This is a genomic window from Ottowia sp. (assembly GCF_035444425.1).
Lineage (GTDB): Bacteria > Pseudomonadota > Gammaproteobacteria > Burkholderiales > Burkholderiaceae_C > Ottowia.
In genome coordinates this window covers 14,896-33,270 of the sequence record NZ_DAOMOQ010000032.1, presented here as the reverse complement: position 1 = coordinate 33,270, position 18,375 = coordinate 14,896, and the positions used below count along the sequence as shown (strand labels likewise).

19 protein-coding genes are annotated in these 18,375 nt (G+C 68.4%); 10 read left to right on the top strand and 9 right to left on the bottom strand.

All coding sequences use genetic code 11. The annotated features are described in order from the left end of the window. Positions 1-56: 56 nt before the first annotated feature. The 3 genes from PK606_RS12265 to PK606_RS12255 form a co-directional block, all read right to left on the bottom strand. Positions 57-569, bottom strand: coding sequence for a hypothetical protein (locus tag PK606_RS12265; protein WP_324564365.1), 513 nt, complete (start codon positions 567-569; stop codon positions 57-59). A gap of 98 nt (positions 570-667) precedes the next feature. Next, the gene (locus tag PK606_RS12260; RefSeq protein WP_324564363.1) at positions 668-2,455 is read right to left on the bottom strand and encodes a SulP family inorganic anion transporter; all 1,788 of its coding nucleotides are present in this window, start codon (positions 2,453-2,455) and stop codon (positions 668-670) included. A gap of 4 nt (positions 2,456-2,459) precedes the next feature. Then, the gene (locus tag PK606_RS12255; RefSeq protein ID WP_324564361.1) at positions 2,460-3,362 is read right to left on the bottom strand and encodes a DMT family transporter; all 903 of its coding nucleotides are present in this window, start codon (positions 3,360-3,362) and stop codon (positions 2,460-2,462) included. Positions 3,363-3,451: 89 nt separating this feature from the next. Here PK606_RS12255 and PK606_RS12250 point away from each other — a divergent pair, with 89 nt between their 5' ends. From PK606_RS12250 to PK606_RS12240, 3 genes are all read left to right on the top strand, one after another. Then, positions 3,452-4,432: a quinone oxidoreductase family protein gene (locus PK606_RS12250; RefSeq protein WP_324564358.1), complete on the top strand. Its 981-nt coding sequence runs from the start codon at positions 3,452-3,454 to the stop codon at positions 4,430-4,432. 94 nt (positions 4,433-4,526) lie between these two features. Further along, positions 4,527-4,844 (top strand): hypothetical protein, encoded by a 318-nt coding sequence (locus PK606_RS12245; RefSeq protein ID WP_324564357.1) that lies wholly within the window; start codon positions 4,527-4,529, stop codon positions 4,842-4,844. Between the two features lie 5 nt (positions 4,845-4,849). After that, complete coding sequence (locus tag PK606_RS12240; RefSeq protein ID WP_324564355.1) at positions 4,850-5,158, top strand: CcdB family protein; 309 nt, start codon at positions 4,850-4,852, stop codon at positions 5,156-5,158. A gap of 3 nt (positions 5,159-5,161) precedes the next feature. On the opposite strand, the gene lspA is transcribed toward PK606_RS12240, so the two are convergent. From lspA to PK606_RS12225, 3 genes are all read right to left on the bottom strand, one after another. Continuing rightward, complete coding sequence (gene lspA / locus PK606_RS12235) at positions 5,162-5,677, bottom strand: signal peptidase II (protein ID WP_324564353.1); 516 nt, start codon at positions 5,675-5,677, stop codon at positions 5,162-5,164. Position 5,678: 1 nt separating this feature from the next. Beyond that, on the bottom strand, positions 5,679-8,525 hold the full coding sequence (ileS, locus tag PK606_RS12230) for an isoleucine--tRNA ligase (protein WP_324564351.1): 2,847 nt from the start codon (positions 8,523-8,525) through the stop codon (positions 5,679-5,681). Between the two features lie 125 nt (positions 8,526-8,650). Continuing rightward, entirely contained in the window at positions 8,651-9,673 is a 1,023-nt protein-coding gene (locus PK606_RS12225; RefSeq protein ID WP_324564349.1) for a bifunctional riboflavin kinase/FAD synthetase, read from the bottom strand. 180 nt (positions 9,674-9,853) lie between these two features. Between PK606_RS12225 and PK606_RS12220 the strand changes: the two genes are divergently transcribed. From PK606_RS12220 to PK606_RS12205, 4 genes are all read left to right on the top strand, one after another. Then, positions 9,854-10,411 carry an HNH endonuclease gene (locus PK606_RS12220; RefSeq protein WP_324564347.1) on the top strand — a complete coding sequence of 186 codons (558 nt, stop codon included), beginning with the start codon at positions 9,854-9,856 and terminating at the stop codon, positions 10,409-10,411. A gap of 93 nt (positions 10,412-10,504) precedes the next feature. Beyond that, positions 10,505-11,095 (top strand): P-loop nucleotide/nucleoside kinase family protein, encoded by a 591-nt coding sequence (locus PK606_RS12215; RefSeq protein ID WP_324564345.1) that lies wholly within the window; start codon positions 10,505-10,507, stop codon positions 11,093-11,095. 165 nt (positions 11,096-11,260) lie between these two features. Continuing rightward, positions 11,261-11,584, top strand: coding sequence for a hypothetical protein (locus PK606_RS12210; RefSeq protein WP_324564343.1), 324 nt, complete (start codon positions 11,261-11,263; stop codon positions 11,582-11,584). A 3-nt stretch (positions 11,585-11,587) separates the two neighbouring features. Next, positions 11,588-11,812: a hypothetical protein gene (locus tag PK606_RS12205; RefSeq protein WP_324564341.1), complete on the top strand. Its 225-nt coding sequence runs from the start codon at positions 11,588-11,590 to the stop codon at positions 11,810-11,812. 45 nt (positions 11,813-11,857) lie between these two features. Here PK606_RS12205 and PK606_RS12200 read toward each other — a convergent pair whose 3' ends face one another. From PK606_RS12200 to PK606_RS12190, 3 genes are read right to left on the bottom strand one after another with little or no spacing between them, the layout of a single operon-like run. Continuing rightward, positions 11,858-12,973, bottom strand: coding sequence for an acyl-CoA dehydrogenase family protein (locus PK606_RS12200; protein WP_324564339.1), 1,116 nt, complete (start codon positions 12,971-12,973; stop codon positions 11,858-11,860). A gap of 16 nt (positions 12,974-12,989) precedes the next feature. Further along, positions 12,990-14,198, bottom strand: coding sequence for an acyl-CoA dehydrogenase family protein (locus PK606_RS12195; RefSeq protein WP_324564338.1), 1,209 nt, complete (start codon positions 14,196-14,198; stop codon positions 12,990-12,992). Between the two features lie 15 nt (positions 14,199-14,213). Continuing rightward, entirely contained in the window at positions 14,214-14,921 is a 708-nt protein-coding gene (locus PK606_RS12190; RefSeq protein WP_324564336.1) for a YceH family protein, read from the bottom strand. A 54-nt stretch (positions 14,922-14,975) separates the two neighbouring features. Between PK606_RS12190 and purN the strand changes: the two genes are divergently transcribed. The 3 genes from purN to PK606_RS12175 all read left to right on the top strand — a co-directional run bounded on the left by purN (position 14,976) and on the right by PK606_RS12175 (position 18,358). Continuing rightward, positions 14,976-15,569, top strand: coding sequence for a phosphoribosylglycinamide formyltransferase (purN, locus tag PK606_RS12185; RefSeq protein WP_324564334.1), 594 nt, complete (start codon positions 14,976-14,978; stop codon positions 15,567-15,569). A 67-nt stretch (positions 15,570-15,636) separates the two neighbouring features. Next, a complete protein-coding gene (locus PK606_RS12180) occupies positions 15,637-16,926 on the top strand; it encodes an RsmB/NOP family class I SAM-dependent RNA methyltransferase (protein WP_324564332.1) in 1,290 nt (429 codons plus the stop codon). A gap of 214 nt (positions 16,927-17,140) precedes the next feature. Then, positions 17,141-18,358: a DesA family fatty acid desaturase gene (locus PK606_RS12175; protein ID WP_324564329.1), complete on the top strand. Its 1,218-nt coding sequence runs from the start codon at positions 17,141-17,143 to the stop codon at positions 18,356-18,358. Positions 18,359-18,375 lie beyond the last annotated feature (17 nt).

Below are 18,375 nucleotides of genomic sequence, written 5' to 3'. Positions count from 1 at the left end.
ATATTGGATTGGCACTTTGCGGTTTAGCTGGTCAAGATTGCATCGGCACCAACAGTTCACGCTTTCAGCGCGGTCTTGATCTGATCGATCAGTGCCTTCTCTGCATCGCTCAGACGGGTGCCGCCAAAGCCCAGGAAACCGCCTTCGGTCGAGGCCATGGCGACCTTCTCGGCCACCGACATGGCCCACTCGCGGTACTGCGCGGCCTGGGCGGGGTCGACCTTGCTGTCGAGCAGCTGCGTTGCTTCGCGCGCGTCTTCCAGCGTCTGTGCCGTCAGCTTCTCGGCCGAGGTGATGCCTTTGGCCTTCATGCGCGCCATCGACCAGTCGCGGGTCTTGCGCGCCTGGTCGAGTTCGGCGCCCTTGTCGGCGGCGGCGGGGTCGGGCACGATGGCCTGGATCAGTTCGTTGCCGGGATAGTCCTTCACGCCGGCCATCAGCGCCTGGCCGGAGGCGAACATCTCCTTGCCGGTGCCGAACAGGCCGCTGCGGCCGGCAAAGGCGACGGCCGAGCCGATGGATTGCGGCAGTGCGGCCAGCAGTTGCAACTCGTCTTCGCTCAGGTTCACGGGCATGGGTGCTCCTTGGTGGGGTGGTGAAAGCCCCCAGTGTAGGCAGCGCGCCCGGTGCGGCCGTGTCAGCCAATGCCGTGATCCGGGCGCTGAATTCAGCGCTCGTCCCAGTCCTTCCAGTCGACTTCGTACTGCTGCCGGTATACGTTGACGGCGTTGCCCACCGTGGGGTGGAAGTGGTCGCGGTCGAAGCGCGGGCTGAGGCCGTAGCGCATGATCAGATCGCGCACATGGCCCTTCAGGCCGGCGAACTGCAGGTCGATGCCACGCGCCTCCAGTTCGTGGTCGAGTTCGGCCAGCATGTCGGCGGCGGTGACGTCGATGTCGTTCACCGCGTCGGCCGCCACGATGACCACCTGGATCGGCGTCGGCGCTTCGTCGATGGCCAGCAGCAGGGCCTCGCGGAACAGGTCGGCGTTGGCGAAGAACAGCTGCGCGTCCCAGCGGAACAGCACCAGGCCGGGCACGCGGCTGCCTTCCGGGTGGCGCGTGGCGTCGTGGTAGCCCTTGCGCCCATGCACGCGCACCAGCACCGTGTAGTACGGATGCCAGGCGTTCCACACCATCACCAGCAGCGACAGCGCGATGGCGCCGGCAATGCCCTCGATGACGCCGAAGAACACCACACCGAGGAAGCTGGCCACCGCCAGCATGAACTCGATGCGGCGCTGCTTCAGCAGCGCGAACATGCCGGGCCAGTCGGCGAACGAGATGCAGGCGGTGATCACGACCGCGCCCAGCGCAGCCTGCGGCATGTCCTTGACCAGTGTCGGCGCCAGTACCAGCAGCAGCGCGATCACCAGCGCGCTGACGATGCTAGCCAGCTGAGTCCTGGCGCCGGCCGCGACCGCCACGGGCGTGCGCGAGTTGCTGCTGCTGATCGGAAAGCCCTGCATCAGGGCGGTGGCCAGGTTGGCGCCGCCCAGCGCCAGCATCTCCTGGTCGGGGTTGACGCGCTGGCCGCTGCGCGCCGCCAGCGCGCGCGACAGCACGCTGGTGTTGGCGAAGGCCAGCAGCGCGATGATGGCGGCGCCCGGCGCCAGCACGCGCAGATCGGCCAGCGTCACGTCGGCGAATGGCAGCGTCAGGACCGGCAGGCCCGGTGGCACCTCGCCGATCACGTCCAGGCCTTGCGTTTCGGCCAGGTCGAACCAGGCCGACACCATGGTGGCCAGCACCACCGCGACCAGCACCCCCGGCCAGTTCGGCCGCCAGCGCCGCAGGCCGAGGATGATGGCCAGGCAGGCCAGCCCGACGATCAGCGCGGCCGGATTGCCGCGTCCATCCATGAAGCCCTGCGCCATCACGATCACGCGCTCCACCGAGCCATTGGCCGTGGCCGAGAAGCCCAGCAGCTTCGGGATCTGGCTGATGATCACCGTCAGCGCGATGGCGTTGAAGAAGCCGAGCCGGATCGGCTTGGAGAACAGGTCCGCCATCACGCCCAGGCGGGCGAAGCCGATCAGCAGCAGGAAGCCGCCCGACAGCAGCGCCAGCACGGCGGCCAGCGCGACAGCCCGCTCGACGCTGCCGCCGGCCAGCGGCAGGATCAGGCTGGCGATCACCGCCGCCAGCGTCGAATCCGGCCCCAGCACCATGACGCGGCTGGGTCCCAGCAGCGCGTACACCAGCAGTGGGATGATGGTGGCGTACAGCCCGTGGATGGCCGGCACGCCGGCGGCCTCGGCATAGCCCATGCCCACCGGCACCAGCATCGCCGACAGCGCCAGGCCGGCCACCAGGTCCTTGGGCAGCCAGCCGCGCTGGTAGTGCAGCAGCACGTGCAGGCCGGGCAGCCAGCGCAGCCAGCCGCTGGCCAGCGGCACGGCGTCCGCGGCGACCGTGGCGCGCGCCGCAGGGGTCGGGTCCGGTGTGTGGTTCATGCCCTCACCGCCGCGCCGAGGCCACGATGCCGGCGGCGATCAGCGCGAACGCCAGCGCGTGGTAGGGGCGCGGCGCCTCGCCCAGGAACAGCGCCGACAGCACGGCGGCGAACACCGGCGTCAGGTTGCCGAAGAAGCCCGCCACCGCCGGCCCGGCGCGCTGCACGCCCAGGTTCCAGAAGCGGTAGGCCAGCACCGCCGGTCCGATTGCCACGTACAGCAGCGCCGCCGCAAGCGGCCAGCCCCAGTCGATGCGCGCGTCGGTCAGCGCCCACTCGCCAGCCGTGAGCAGGCCCGACCAGCCTAGGCCGAACACGACCTGCGCCATCAGGAAGGCGGCCCAGTCTGCGCGCATGGCGTCGGGTTCGTCGCGCCGTGCCAGGAGCCAGGAATACCAGGCCCAGGAGATCGTCGCCACCACCATATACAGATCGCCCGCCACCAGCTTCAGCCGCGCCAGCTGGGCCCAGTCGCCGCGCGCCAGCACCACCGCCACGCCTGCCATCGACAGCAGCGCGCCGAGCAGCTGCGGCCGCGTCACCGGCGAGCGGAAGAACAGCGTGCCCAGCGCCAGCATCCACAGCGGCATGCTGGAGGCCACCAGTGTCACGTTCACCGGCGAGGACGTGTGCAGGGCCAGGTACTGCAGCGCGTTGTACATGCCGACACCGAGCAGGCCCAGCAGCGCGAAGCGACGCCAATGCGCCAGCAGGCCGCTGCCGCGGCGCAGCACCCAGCCGCCCAGCGGCAGCAGGATGGCGAAGGCCACCAGCCAGCGCAGGAAGTTCAGCGTCAGCGGCGGCACCAGCTCGGTCACCATGCGCCCGACCACGGCGTTGCCGGCCCACAGCAGCGGCGGCAAGGTCAGCAGGGCGGCGGTGGCCGGCGTCAGTCGTGTGGTCGTCATCAGGCCGGCAATGGTGCCACGAGCGGCGCAGCCGCCGCGCGGGCATGGCACCATCGGGGTCTTGTGATCCAAACAATGAGGAGATTCGCATGGCCCTGACGGTCCAGATTGCCCGCCACGGCGGCCCCGAGGAAATGCAGTTGGTCGATCTGCCGGTGGGCGAACCCGGCCCCGGTCAGGTCCGCATCCGCCACCAGGCCATCGGCCTGAACTTCATCGACGTCTACCAGCGCAGCGGCCTGTACCAGCTACCGATGCCGCTCAACCTGGGCATGGAAGGCGCCGGCATCGTCGAGGCGGTGGGTGAGGGCGTGACGCACCTGAAGGTCGGCGATCGCGCCGCCTACGCCAGCAATCCGCCCGGCAGCTACAGCCAGGCGCGTGTGCTGCCGGCGCTGGCAGTGTGCAAGCTGCCCGACGACATCGGCTTCGAGACCGGCGCCGCCATGATGCTGAAAGGGCTGACGGCGCAGTACCTGCTGCGCCGGACGCTGCCGGTGGAAGGCCTGCAGGCCGGCGACCACATCCTGTGGCACGCTGCTGCTGGCGGGGTCGGCCTGATCGCCTGCCAGTGGGCCAGGGCGCTGGGCTACCAGCTGATCGCCACCGCCGGATCGGACGCCAAATGCCAGCTGGCGCTGGCCAACGGCGCCGCGCATGCAATCAACTACCGCAGCGAGGATTTCGCCGCCCGCGTGAAGGAAATCACCGGCGGCCGGGGCGTGAAGGTGGTCTATGACTCGGTCGGCAAGGACACCTGGGAGAAGTCGCTCGAGTGCCTGCGCCCGCTCGGCCTGATGGCCAGCTTCGGCAATGCGTCAGGTGCCGTGCCGCCGTTCGCGCCTGCCATCCTGGCGCCCAAGTGCCTGTACGTCACGCGCGCCACGCTGTTCGTGCACATCGCCACGCGCGAGAGCTGCCAGAAGATGGCCGATGACCTGTTCGAGGTGGTTCGCAGCGGCAAGGTGAAGATCCACATCGACCAGCGCTTTCCGCTCGCCGAGGTGCAGGCGGCGCACCGGGCGCTGGAGGCGCGGCAGACGACCGGGTCGACTATTTTGACGCTGTGATGCCGAGCCTGATCAGCTAGGCGCGCGTGGGAACGCAGTTTGACATGATACTCATCATGCCGCATGATGGCATGATGAGTATCGAGGTGATGCCATGCTGAAGGAAGTGGGCGCCAGCGGCCAGATTTCGCTCGGCAAGCGGTTTGCCGGACAGTTGTTCGAGATGGTGGTGCACCCTGACCAGCGGGTGGAGCTGATTCCCATGAGGCTGGTGCCCGGTGCTCACGCCGAGCACGCGGCGACTGCACCCGATGCGTCGTGGTTGCCGCCGGGTGGTTATGGCTCGGCCAATGCCTGGGCACTGGAAAACCGCCAGGCACTTGAAGACTATGCGGACGAGGTGGCACGCCATGGCACGGCGGCCGAGCAGTTGCAGCAGTATCTGCAGGATGTCGATCACGGCGCGGGTTGACGTGCATGCCGCGCTTCGATCTCTATCGCAACCCGAATCGGCGGGCCAGCCACGCGCTGCTTCTGGACGTGCAGAGCGATCTGGTCACCACGGCCACGCGCTGGTGTGTGCCCTTGCGCCTGGCTGATCCAGGGCAAGCTGTGATGCAGCGCGCCCAAAGCAGCCTGATGGTCGCGAATGAACTCTACGTGCTGGATACGCCCAACGTGCTGGCGGTGCCTGCCACGTTGCTGCGCCAGCCGATGCGCCGGCTGACCGTGGGCGAGCAGGCTGTGGTGGAAGCCTGCATCGAGTTCATGCTGCGCGGTTACTGAACTTCAGCGCCCGCGCCGCACGCGCCGGATCTCGTCCAGGATCAGGCCGATCGCGCCCGCCGTGATGGCGGCGTCGGCGACGTTGAAGGCCGGGAAATGGCCGCGGTGGAACACGGGGCTCAGGAAATCCCAGTGGAAATCCAGGAAATCCACCACATACCCGTGCATCAGCCGGTCGATGACGTTGCCGATGGCGCCACCCAGGATCATGCTCAGGGAGAAGGCGAACAGCTTCTGCCCCGGGTGCGAGCGCAGCAGCCAGACGATGAACACCGAGGCCGTCAGCGCCAGCGCGGTGAAGAACCAGCGCTGCCAGCCGGCGGCGCCGGCCAGGAACGAGAACGCGGCGCCGGTGTTGTGGGCGCGCACGATGTTGAAGAAGCCGGTGACTTGGGTAGCGTCGCCGAACTGGTAGTTGGCCAGGATCAGCTGCTTGAAGAACTGGTCCAGCACCACCACCAGCGTGGCCAGCGCCAGCCACAGCGCCAGGCTGGCGCCGCCGGAACCGCGACGCGCCACCTCAGGCCACCGTGCGGGTTTCGCCCGCGCCGTGCAGGTTGCTGACGCAGCGGCCGCAGATTGTCGGGTGCTCGGGGTCGGCGCCGACGTCGTCACGGTAGTGCCAGCAGCGCTCGCACTTGGTATCTTTGGAGGCGCTGGTCGAAACGGTCAGCGCATCGCCCGCTTTCAGCTCGATCACGGAGGTGATGAAGACGAACCTCATGTCCGGCCCCAGACTGGCCAGCAGCGCGTGGTCGGCGGGTGGGGCGGTCAGCGTCACCTTGGCCTGCAAGGAGGAGCCGACCTCACCCTTCTCGCGCAGCATCTCGATGTCCTTGTTGACCACTTCACGGATGTCGCGAATGCGGTCCCACTTGGCCAGCAGCGCCGCACCGGGCTCGGCAAGCTGCGCGTACTCTTCCAGGAAGATCGACTCGCTGTCACCGAACACCTGCCAGGCTTCTTCCGCCGTGAAGCTGAGGAACGGCGCCATCCAGCGCAGCATGGCGTGCGTCAGCTGCCACAGCGCGGTCTGTGCGCTGCGACGCGCCAATGACTTGGGCGCCGTGGTGTAGAGGCGGTCCTTCAGCACGTCGAGGTAGAAGCCACCGAGGTCTTCCGAGCAGAACAGCTGCAGCTTGGCGACCACGGGGTGGAATTCGTACACCTCGTAGTGCGCCAGCACGTCCTGCTGGAACTCGGCCACGCGTGCCAGCATCCAGCGATCGATCTCCAGCATCTGCTCGGGCGCCACGGTGTCCTTGGCGGCAGCGAAGTCGCTGGTGTTGGCCAGCAGGAAGCGCAGCGTGTTGCGGATGCGGCGGTAGCTGTCGACCACGCGCGCCAGGATCTTGTCGTCGATGCTGGGGTCGCCCGAGTAGTCGGTCGAGGCCACCCACAGGCGGATGATCTCGGCGCCCAGCTTGTGGCTGACCTCCTGCGGGGCCACGATGTTGCCCAGGCTCTTGCTCATCTTGCGGCCCTGGCCATCGACCACGAAACCGTGCGTGAGCAGGCTGCGGTAGGGCGCGCGGCCGCGGATGGCGGAAGCCAGCAGCAGCGAGGAGTGGAACCAGCCGCGGTGCTGGTCGTGGCCTTCGAGGTACATGTCGGCCTCGGGGCCGCTCTCGTGGTGCTCGTCGGGGTGCGTGCCGCACAGCACGTGCCAGAAGGTCGAGCCGGAGTCGAACCACACCTCCAGGATGTCGTTGCTCTTGTTGTAGTGCCTGGCGTCCTCGGCGCCGAGGATTTCCTCGGCCGTGACGCGGCTCCAGGCCTCGATGCCGCCTTGCTCGACTATCGTTGCCGCCTGGTCGATGATCTCCATGGTGCGCGGGTGCAACTGGTCGGTCTCCTTGTGCAGGAAGAACGGGATCGGCACGCCCCAGGCGCGCTGGCGGCTGATGACCCAGTCGGGCCGGTTGGCGATCATGTCGCGCAGGCGCGCCTGGCCGGCGGGCGGGTAGAAGGCGGTCTGCTCGATGGCGCGCAGCGCACTGGTGCGCAGGGTCTCTGGGGCCTTGTCCTTGGTGAACACGCCCTCGCCCTCGTCCATGCGCACGAACCACTGCGAGGCGGCGCGGTAGATCACCGGCGACTTGTGGCGCCAACAGTGCGGGTAGCTGTGCAGCAGCGTGCTGCCGCCCAGCAGGCGGCCGGCCTCGTCAAGCTTCTGGTTGATCACCGGCACGGCCTTCCAGATGTCCATGCCGCCGAACAGTGGGAAGTCGGGCGCGTAGCTGCCGCCTCCCTGCACCGGGTTGAGGATCTCGCTGTGCTTCATCCCGTGCGCGATGCAGGAGTTGAAGTCCTCGATACCGTAGGCGGGCGAGGAGTGCACGATGCCGGTGCCGTCGGTGTCGGTGGCGTAGTCGGCCAGGTACACCGGCGACAGGCGGCGGTAGCCGGCGTCGACCTCGTACAGCGGGTGCTTGAAGTTCAGCCCGCCCAGCCTGTCGCCCATGGCCGTGGCGATCACGGTGCCTTCGAGTCCGTAGCGCTTGAGGCAATCCTCCACGCGCGATTTGGCCAGCACCAGCAGACCCTTGGGCGTGTCGACCAGCGCGTGCTCGATGTGCGGGCCGACGTTGAGCGCCTGGTTGGCCGGGATGGTCCAGGAGGTGGTGGTCCAGATGACGATGAAGGCTGGCTTGTCGAGCTTCGGCAGGCCGAAGGCGGTGGCCAGCCGGTCGGGCTCGGCGGCCTCGAAAGCGACGTCGATGGTGCTGCTCTTCTTGTCCTGGTACTCGATCTCGGCCTCGGCCAGTGCCGAGCCGCAGTCGAAGCACCAGTACACGGGCTTCAGGCCGCGGTAGACGAAGCCCTTCTCGATCAGCCGCTTGAACAGGCGCAGCTCGCTCGCCTCGTTCGGCTTGTTCATGGTCTTGTAGGGGTTGTCCCACTCGCCCAGGACGCCGAGGCGCTTGAAGTCCTTCATCTGCAGTGCGATCTGCTCGGTGGCAAACGCCCGGCTCCTGGCCTGCATCTCGTCGCGCGAGAGGTTGCGGCCGTGCAGCTTCTCGATCTGGTTCTCGATCGGCAGGCCGTGGCAGTCCCAGCCCGGCACGTAGCGCGCGTCCATGCCCTTCAACTGGCGCGCTTTGACGATCATGTCCTTCAGCACCTTGTTCAGCGCGTGGCCGATGTGGATCTGGCCGTTGGCATACGGCGGGCCGTCGTGCAGGATGAATTTCTCGCGCCCGGCACGGGCCTGGCGCAGGCGCTTGTACAGGCCGCTGTCGTCCCACTGCTGCACCCAGCCCGGCTCGCGCCTGGGCAGGTCGCCACGCATCGGGAACGGCGTGTCGGGCAGATTGAGCGTCTTGCGGTAGTCGGTCTTGCTGGCGGGTTCGGGAGGGGTGCTCATGGTGCGCAAACCTTGCGGGAATCTGGATCGAATCGGCCGTTTGCGCGGGCGCTGCAGGCGCAAACGGCAGTGAGGTCAGGGGTGGGGCGCTGGCGCGGACAGGCGATGAGGGGTCCGCCGCCCCTTCAAATTCGTGCCGGCCGCGCGGCGAACCAAGCGCGCGCATCGGCGCAGTCGCGCGCAATGCCTTCGGTCAGCGCCGCCAGGTTGTGATAGCGCCGCTCGTCGTGCAGCTTGTGCAGCAGATCCACGCGGATGATTTTACCGTAGGCCTCCTGGCCATCGAGCTCGGCTGGCCAGTCGAATACATGGGTTTCCAGCAGCACGCGCCCGGCGTTGACGTCCCGCGGGTCGAGCGACGGACGCACGCCCAGGTTGGCGACGCCCTGCAGCGGCGTATCGGTCAGGCCATGCACCTCGACCACGAAGATGCCGCTGGCGGCCGGCTTCCAGGCGTGGACGCGGCGCGAGAAGCGCAGGTTCAGCGTCGGGAAGCCGTCGCCCCGGCCCGGTGCACTTTCGCCCAGCTTGCGACCCAGCTTGCGGCCGTGCACCACGTGGCCGCTGATCGAGTACGGCCGGCCCAGCAGCCGTGCTGCGTCGTCCATGCGGCCCTCGGCCAGCGCCGCGCGCACCTCGGTCGATGACACGCGCAGGCCGTGCACCTCGTAGCTCTGCATGCGCGCGACGTCGAAGCCGTGCGCGATGCCGGCTGCATCCAGCATGGCGTAGTCGCCGGCACGCCGGGCGCCGAAGCGGAAGTCGTCGCCGACCAGCACGTAGCGCACGCCCAGGCCGCCCACCAGCACGTCGTCGATGAAGGCCTGCGGCGGCATGCTGGCCAGCTTCTGGTTGAAGGGCAGCACGATGGTCTGGTCGACGCCGCAGTTGGCCAGTTCGTCCAGCTTGTCGCGCAGGGTCGAGATGCGCGGCGGCGCCAGGTCGGGCTTGTTGTGCACGGCGGCGAAATAGTCGCGCGGGTGCGGCTCGAAGGTCATCACGCAACTGGGCACGCCGCGGTGCGCGGCCTCGTTGTTGAGCAGCGCCAGCATGGCCTGGTGGCCGCGGTGCACGCCGTCGAAATTGCCGATGGTGAGCGCGCAGCCGGGTGCGATGTCAGGGTGGCGCAGGCCGTGGAAGATTCTCATGCTGCCGGTGTCGAATATTGTTTTGATAGCGCGCAGCGCGCACCAGTCAAGCGCCAAGACGCGAAAATGTCATGAATTGGGAGTATATTGCGCAGTTGGCATTGCCCGCGTGCGTGCCAGGGGCGGCCGGCACTGGCAACGCCGGCCACAGACAGGCTCTTGTCAGAGAGGGGTTGTTTTGTGAAGGTGCTCAAGCTGTCGGCACAGGGTTTGCCGCAATCGTGGATCTCGCTCGAGCAGGCGGTGATCCACTACGCGGCCGAAGAGGTGCGCTGGGAAGTCGGCCAGCAGGTGGCGACGTTCCGCGGCGGCCACAACGCGCGCACCGGCGAGCAGTCGATCATCCGGGTCAACAGCATCATCGGCACCCGCGGCGTGCCGAACATCAACCCGTTCGAACTGCGCCCGGGCCTGACCAACGCCAAGCTGTTCGCGCGCGACCGCAATCTCTGCGCCTACTGCGGCGACCACTTCCACGAAACCGAGCTGACGCGCGAGCACATCATCCCGGTGGCGCAGAAGGGCCGCGACCACTGGATGAACGTGGTCACCGCCTGCCGCTCGTGCAACCACCGCAAGAGCGACCGCACGCCCGAGCAGGCGCACATGCCGCTGCTGTACGCGCCCTACGTGCCCAGCCTGTGGGAAGACTTCATCCTGCGCAACCGCCGCATCCTGGCCGACCAGATGGAGTTCCTGATGGCGCATCTGCCCAAGAACTCGCGCCTGCACGGCTGATCGAGAGGCTGAGCGTTCGGCGTTCCGTGTTGAGCGCGGAAGAGGGGCCGGCTGTTACGCTCAAGGCCGAACGCTCAACGCTCAACCCGAAAAATGCCTCGACTGATCTTCTTCTGCGGCCACGCCGGCACCGGCAAGACCACGATCGCGCGCCGTGCCATCGCGGCGCTGATGGCCGAGGCGCACGCGCGCTGCAGCGGCGAATCCTTCTGCCTGCTCGATAAGGACACGCTGTACGGCGACTACAGCTCGGCCGTGATGGGCGTGCTGACCGGCGACCCCGACGACCGCGACAGCCCGCCCTACCTGCAACACCTGCGCGACCCCGAATACCACGGCCTGCTGAACACCGCGCGCGAGAACCTGGGGCTGGGCGTCAACACCATCGTGGTCGGCCCGCTGTCGCGCGAGATCAGGGCCCACAAGCTCATCGATCGGGCTTGGCTGAAGGTGGCCGAGGATGTGGAACTGCGCATCGTCTGGGTGCATCTGCAGGAGAACGAGGCGCGCCGCCGCATCGCCGCGCGCGGCAACCGCAACGACGCCTGGAAGCTGGCCCACTGGGACGACTACCGCAGCCGCCTGTTCAGGCTGAGCCCGCAGGACTACCCGGAACTGCTGATGTTCGACAACACCCGGCCGACCGAGCAGGACTTCACGCAGCTGCTGGCGGCCCTGGCGTGAGCGAACTGGCGGCTTGACCGGTCTGGGGTCTGGAACTGCCGGTCGCCCGGCAGGGGCCGCCTGCATTGGCGCTTGCGCGCGCCGCCGGCGCCGAATCGGGTTATCATGCACATGTGCATATGCATGCACATGTGCATATGCATGCACATGATTGGAGCATCCGACATGAGTACCGCCGCCGTGGAACGCGCCACCGAGCGCGTCGTCATCATGACCACCGAGACCGACAAGCAGGTCTTCGTACGGCGTGCGCGCGAGTACGGGGTATCGGTGGGCGAACTGGTGCGCACGGCGGTGAAGGCGTATCAGCCGGCCGCCGAGCCGGATGCCAGTCTGGCTCGGCTGGCGCACCAGGCCGAACGTGCCGGCAGCCAGTTGCTGAAAGAACTGGATGAGGCGCAGGCGCATCACGAGGCGGTGTTCGATGAGATCGCCGCCATCCGCGCCGATGCGGCACGGCAGATCGCGGCCATCCGGGGCGGGGCCTGACCCATGTCGTGGGCCAAGGACGCCGCCGCGGCACTCAAGACCATGCTGCTGGTGAGCGAGAAGTTTGATGCCCAGGCGCGTCGTCAGAAGGCCGTCGAGGACACGCTGCGCGAGGTGGTGAAGGATCTGGCCGCACTGCAGATCGCCCATGCGCGGCTGGAAGCCAAGTTCGAGCTGATGGTAGACATCGCGACCGCCGGCGGGGTCAAGCGGCTGCCGCCCAGGTAGGCTGGGCCGCGGGGCAGCCGGCCCGGTTTTCCTGCTTCAGTGCTTTCAGGCGAACACGCCGGCCGTGTCCTGCATGCGCTCGGACACCTCGCCCAGGTGGTGCAGCGTGTCGCCCCAGCTCATCTCCAACTGCGTGAGCTTCTTGAAGTAGTGGCTGCCGACGTACTCGTCAGTCACGCCGATGCCGCCGTGCAACTGCACCGACTGCTGGCCGACGAAGCGCATCGCCTGGCCGAGCTGCAGCTTGGCGCGCGACAGTGCCTGGCGGCGCTCGGCCTCGGGCGCGCCCAGCTTGAGCGTGCCGTAGTAGCTCATGCTGCGCGCCAGCTCGAGCTGCATCTTCATGTCGGCCACGCGGTGGCGCAGCGCCTGGAAGCTGGCGATCGGCACGCCGAATTGCTTGCGCTGGTTCATGTATTCCACCGTCAGCTTCAGCGTCTGCTCCATCGCGCCGACGCCCTCGGCACAGGCGCAGGCGATACCGATGTCGGCGGCGTGCGTGAGTGCGCCCAGGCCGTCGGCGGTGATCAGCGTCGCTGCGGCGTCGTCGAGCTTCAGGTCGGCGGCGCGCGAGCCGTCCTGCGTCAGGTAGCCGCGGGTGGCGACACCGTCGGCGCTGCTCTCGACCAGGAACAGCTCCAGCCTGCCGCCGCGCATGGCGGGCACAATGAAGGCATCGGCACGGTCGCCCGCAGGCACCAGGTGCTTCAGGCCGCTGACGGTCCAGCCGCGGCCGGCCGAGCCGGCGCGGGTGTCGCAGGCATCGAGCCGGTAGCGCGCCTTGCGTTCCTGATGGGCCAGTACCACCAGTGCCTCGCCGCTGGCGATGCGGGGCAGCCAGGCCTGCCGCAGCTCGTCGTTGCCGTGGCGGCCGATCACCACGCTGGCGATGTAGGCCTGCGCCAGCGGCTCCAGCACGATGCCGCGGCCGAGTTCCTCCATCACCACCATCGTCTCGACGGCGCCCAGCCCGAGGCCGCCGTGCTCCTCGCTCACCTGGATGCCGGTCAGGCCCAGCTCGGCCAGCTCGGTGTAGGCGACGGCGTTGAAGCCGCCCGCCTCGACGATCTTGCGGCGACGCTCGAAGTCGTAGCTTTTCTCGACCCAGCGGGCGACGGCTTCACGCAACTGCTGCTGGTCGTCGGAAAAATCGAAGTCCATGTCCTTGCTCTCCTGATCAGCCCAGTACCGTCTGAGCGACGATATTTCGTTGCACTTCGTTCGAGCCGCCGTAGATGGTGGTCTTGCGGTAGTTGAAATAGGTCGGCGCCAGCGTGGCGTTGGCCACGTCGCCCCCCGGGAAGCCCTGCAGGCCCGCGGCGGCGGCCTGGTCGCCCTGCCAGCCGGCTTCCATGGCCTCGAAGATGTAGGGCAGGCTGTAGGGGCCGGCGGCCAGCATCATCAGCTCGGTGTAGCGCTGCTGGATCTCGCTGCCCTTGATCTTCAAAAGGCCCGCGATGTCGAGCGGGTTCTTGCCGCTCTTTTCCATCGACAGCACGCGCAGCACCAGCATCTCCAGCGCCACGATGTCGACCTCGAGCAGCGCGATCTGGTCGCGGAAGCGCAGGTCGTCCCACACGCCCTCGGCCTTGGCGATGCGCTTGAGGCGCTCCAGCTCGCGCTTGGCGCGGTTGACGTCGGCGATGTTGGTGCGCTCGTGGCTGAGCAGGTGCTTGGCGTAGGTCCAGCCCTTGTTCTCCTCGCCGATCAGGTTCTCGACCGGTACCTCGACGTTGTCGAAGAACACGTCGTTGACCTCGCACTCGCCGTCCAGCAGCTTGATCGGCCGCACGCTCACGCCGGGCGACTTCATGTCGATCAGCAGGAACGAGATGCCGGTCTGCGGCTTGCCCTCGCTGCTGGTGCGCACCAGGTTGAACATCCACTCGCCGTACTGGCCCAGCGTGGTCCAGGTCTTCTGGCCGTTGACGATGTACTTGTCGCCCTGGCGCTCGGCCTTGGTGCGCACCGAGGCCAGGTCGGACCCCGCGCCCGGCTCGCTGTAGCCCTGGCTCCACCACACCTCGCCGCTGGCGATGCCGGGCAGGAAGCGCTCCTGCTGCTCTTTGCTGCCGTAGGCCATGATGACCGGCGCCACCATCACCGGACCGAAAGGCACGATGCGCGGCGCGCCGGCCATGGCGCATTCCTCCTCGAACAGGTGCTTCTGCACCGCGGTCCAGCCCGGGCCGCCGAACTGCTTTGGCCAGCCGTAACCGAGCCAGCCCTTCTGGCCCAGGATCTTCGCCCAGCGCTGCATGTCGTCGCGCGATAGGCGCTGCGCCTGGTGCACCTTGGCGGCGATGTCCTGCGGCAGGTGGTCCTTGACCCAGGCGCGGATCTCGTCGCGAAAGGCCAGTTCTTCGGGAGTGAATGCCAGATCCATGTCGATCAGCCTCGGTCAGGTTTCTTCTGAAGCCGGATTTGTAGCATGCGCGGCGGCATCTTCCGGTCCGGCCGGCGACACGCCGAGCTCGGCGCACAGGCGCTCGACCGTGGCGCGCAGCGCCGCCAGCCCGGCTTCGAGCGCGGCGATGCGCGCCTCCTGCCCGTCCGGCGGCGCCGCGCTGGTGCCGGAACTGGTCGATCCGGCGTCGAGAGCAACCGGCCCGCACAGCAGTTGCGCCCAGCGGTCCTCGCGCGTGCCGGGCGTGCGCGGCAAGCGGGCCACCAACGCGCCGCCCTTGTCCTCGGGCCGTTCGGCCAACTCGTCCAGAAAACCCTCCACCGACGAGATGTCGGCGAAGCGGTACCAGCGCTCGGTGTTGATGCGCAGCTCGCCGGCCGTCTGCGGCCCGCGCAGCAGCAGCAGGCCGAGCAGCACGGCCGATTGCTCGGGCACGCCGATGGCGCGCTGGAAGTTGTGCTCGTAGCGCGCCACGCGACTGCCATGCGACTCGAACACCAGGTTCAGGGCCTTGAGGTCATCCAGCGCCTCCTGCGCCTGCGCCTCGGTGACATTCATCACCGGCTCGCGGCTGGTCTTCTGGTTGCAACCGGTGACGACCAGGTTCAGCGACAGCGGGTAGGTGTCGGGCACGGTGCGCGCTTTTTCCATCAGCGTGCCGAGCACGCGGGCTTCGATCAGGGTCAGGGGGCGGGCGATCATGCGAGCAGCATAGCGCGACCTATCTGGTGCGCTCTCGCATAATCTCGGCCGCGCATGAAGCACATCGTCATCCTGATTTCCGGCACCGGCTCCAACATGGCGGCCATCCTGCGTGCGGCTGCGCGCGAGCGCTGGGCCGAGCGCCTGGGCGCGCGCGTTTCGGCGGTGATCAGCAACCGGCCCGGCGCCAGGGGGCTGCAGACCGCGCAGGAAGCCGGCATCGCCACCGGCGTGGTGGACCACAAGCGCTTTGCCAGCCGCGAGGCCTTCGATGCCGCACTGGCGGCCGAGATCGACCGCCACGACCCGCAAGGCCGCCCGGCGCTGGTGGTGCTGGCCGGCTTCATGCGCATCCTGACGCCCGGCTTTGTGGCGCATTACGAAGGGCGCCTGATCAACATCCACCCCAGCCTGCTGCCGGCGTTCCCGGGCCTGCACACGTACCAGCGCGCCATCGACGAGGGGTGCCGCTTCGCCGGCGCCTCGGTGCACCAGGTGACGGCCGAACTCGATCACGGCCACATCCTGGCGCAGGCGGTGGTGCCGATCCTGCCGGGCGACAGTGCCGATGCGCTGGCGGCGCGCATCCTGACCCAGGAGCACCTGATCTACCCGCGCGCCATTGCCGAGTGGCTTCGACCGCGATGACGCCCGCCGCCCGCCGAGCGGGCGAATCCGCCTGACCGCTGGGCGCGCCAGCGCGACAATTCCGACCATGCATCCCAAAGCCCTGCTCGAGGCCGCCACCGAACTGGTGCGCCGTGTGCTCCAACTCGACCATCCGGCCGATGCCGTGGTGTCGCGCTTCTTCCGCGAGCAGCGCGCGCTGGGGCCGCGCGAGCGTGCCACGCTGGCCGAGACCGCGTACGCGGTGCTGCGGCGCAAGCGCCTGTACGAGCACCTGGCGCTGTCCGGGCGCGGTGCGCGCGAACGACGCCTGGCGATGCTGGCCTTCCACGCACCGCGTGATTTCCTGAAGGCCGCGCTCAGCGATGCCGAGCGGGACTGGATCGATGCCTGCGATGCCGTGCCGCCCGAGCAGCTGCGCCCCGAGCATCGCCACAACCTGCCCGACTGGCTGGCCGAGCGGCTGCGCGCGCAACTCGGCGATGAATTCGACGCGCTGGCGGCGGCGCTGCTGCAAGGTGCGCCGCTGGACCTGCGCGTGAACACCCTGCTTCAGAAAAGAGAGCAAGTTGCGCAGGAGCTGCAGGCGCAAGGCATCGAGTCGACGCCGACGCTGCATTCTCCCTGGGGCCTGCGGCTGGCCGGCAAGCCGGCGCTGCAGCAGCTCGACGCCTTCAAGCGCGGCGCCTTCGAGGTGCAGGACGAAGGCTCGCAGCTGCTGGCGCTGCTGCTGGAGGCGCGGCGCGGCGAGATGGTGGCCGACTTCTGCGCCGGCGCCGGCGGCAAGACGCTGGCCATCGGCGCCGCCATGCGCAACACCGGACGGCTGTACGCCTTCGACGTGTCGGCGCACCGGCTCGACGCGCTGAAGCCCCGGCTGGCGCGCAGCGGCCTGTCGAACGTGCACCCGATCGCCATTGCGCACGAGCGCGACCAGCGCGTCAAGCACTTGCGCGCCAAGTTCGACCGCGTGCTGGTCGATGCGCCGTGCTCGGGCCTCGGCACGCTGCGCCGCAACCCGGACCTGAAGTGGCGCCAATCGCCGCAGGACGTGATCGAGCTGGTGGCCAAGCAGCAGGCCATCCTGAGCGGCGCGGCGCGGCTGCTCAAGCCCGGGGGGCGGCTGGTGTATGCCACCTGCAGCCTGCTGCCGGAGGAAAACGAGGGCGTCGCCGCCGCGTTCGGTGCGGCGAACCCGGAATTCGAGCCCCTGAACGTGGCCCAGCTGCTGACTGCGCTGAAGCTGCCCCAGGCCGCTGAGCTGTGCGCACCGGCCGGTGACGACAGTGAGCTGCCGGCCGGCCAGCAGATGCGCCTGTGGCCGCACCGCCACGGCACCGACGGCTTCTTCGCCGCCGTCTGGCAACGGCGCGCCTGACGGCTGCCAAATAGTGGACGAAACGCGGTTTCGCATTGGGCGCCGACCAGGTCTCGAGGGCTTTTGCCCATGGCCTGTCACGGAATGCGACACCTAGAATCGAACCGGGCCTGAGGGCGGCGCTCCAACGCAGGCCGGCCGCACCCGCGCACCATCCGGATCCCGGCAGGCAGCCATGCGCGCCTGCCTTTCTTCGCCTAGGAACGACCCACCCATGACCCCGTTCTTTGATTCCCCGCTGTTCGCCGCTGCGCTGGACTGGCTGGCCAATGGCCTGCTGGGTCTGGCCTGGTGGCAGGTGCTGCTGGTCGGTCTGCTGCTGACGCACGTCACCATCGTCAGCGTGACCCTGTACCTGCACCGGCATTCGGCGCACCGCGCGCTCGATTTGCACCCGGCCGTGCGGCACTTCTTCCGTTTCTGGCTCTGGCTGACCACCGGCATGACCACCAAGGCCTGGACCGCCATTCACCGCAAGCACCACGCCAAGTGCGAGCAGGTGGAAGACCCGCACAGCCCGCAGATCCACGGTCTGCGCAAGGTCCTGTGGCAGGGCGCCGAGCTGTACCGTGCGGAAGCCATGAATGCCGAAACGCTGTCGCGCTACGGCCACGGCACGCCGGACGACTGGATCGAGCGCCATCTCTACAGCCGCTTCTCGGTGCTGGGCGTGAGCCTGATGCTGATCGTCGACCTGCTGCTGTTCGGTGCACTGGGCCTGGCGCTGTGGGCCATGCAGATGGCCTGGATCCCGTTCTGGGCCGCCGGCGTGGTCAACGGCGTCGGCCACTACTGGGGTTACCGCAACTTCGAGGCGCAGGACGCCAGCACCAACCTGGTGCCCTGGGGCATCGTCATCGGCGGCGAGGAACTGCACAACAACCACCACACCTACCCGACCTCGGCCAAGTTCTCGGTCAAGCCCTACGAGTTCGACATCGGCTGGGTCTACATCACGCTGCTGGGCAAGCTCCGCCTGGCAGCGCCGAAGAAAATCCCGCCACGCCTGGCCTATGGCGAGCTGCGCCCGGTGGCCGACGACCAGACGCTGGAGGCGCTGATCGCGCACCGCTACGAGATGATGGCCAGTTACGCGCGCCAGATGCGCAAGGTGTTCCAGCAGCAGACCGAAGCCGCCGGTGCGGCCAGGAGCGGAGCACTGGGCGCCGCGCGCCGCTGGCTGCACCGCGATGCCGAGCGTGTGCCCGCTGCCGCCGTGCCGCAGCTCGAGGCGGCGCGCGCCGCCTACCCGGTGCTCGACAAGATGGTCACCATGCGCGAGGAACTGCGCCAGCTGTGGCTCACCACCGGCCGCACGCGCGAGCAGCTGGTGGCCGACCTGCAGGCCTGGTGCCGCAGTGCCGAGGACAGCGGCATCGCCGCGCTGCGCGAGTTCTCGCTGAAGCTGCGGACGGTGCGTGTAGCGGCTTGATGCCGCGTTCGGAATTG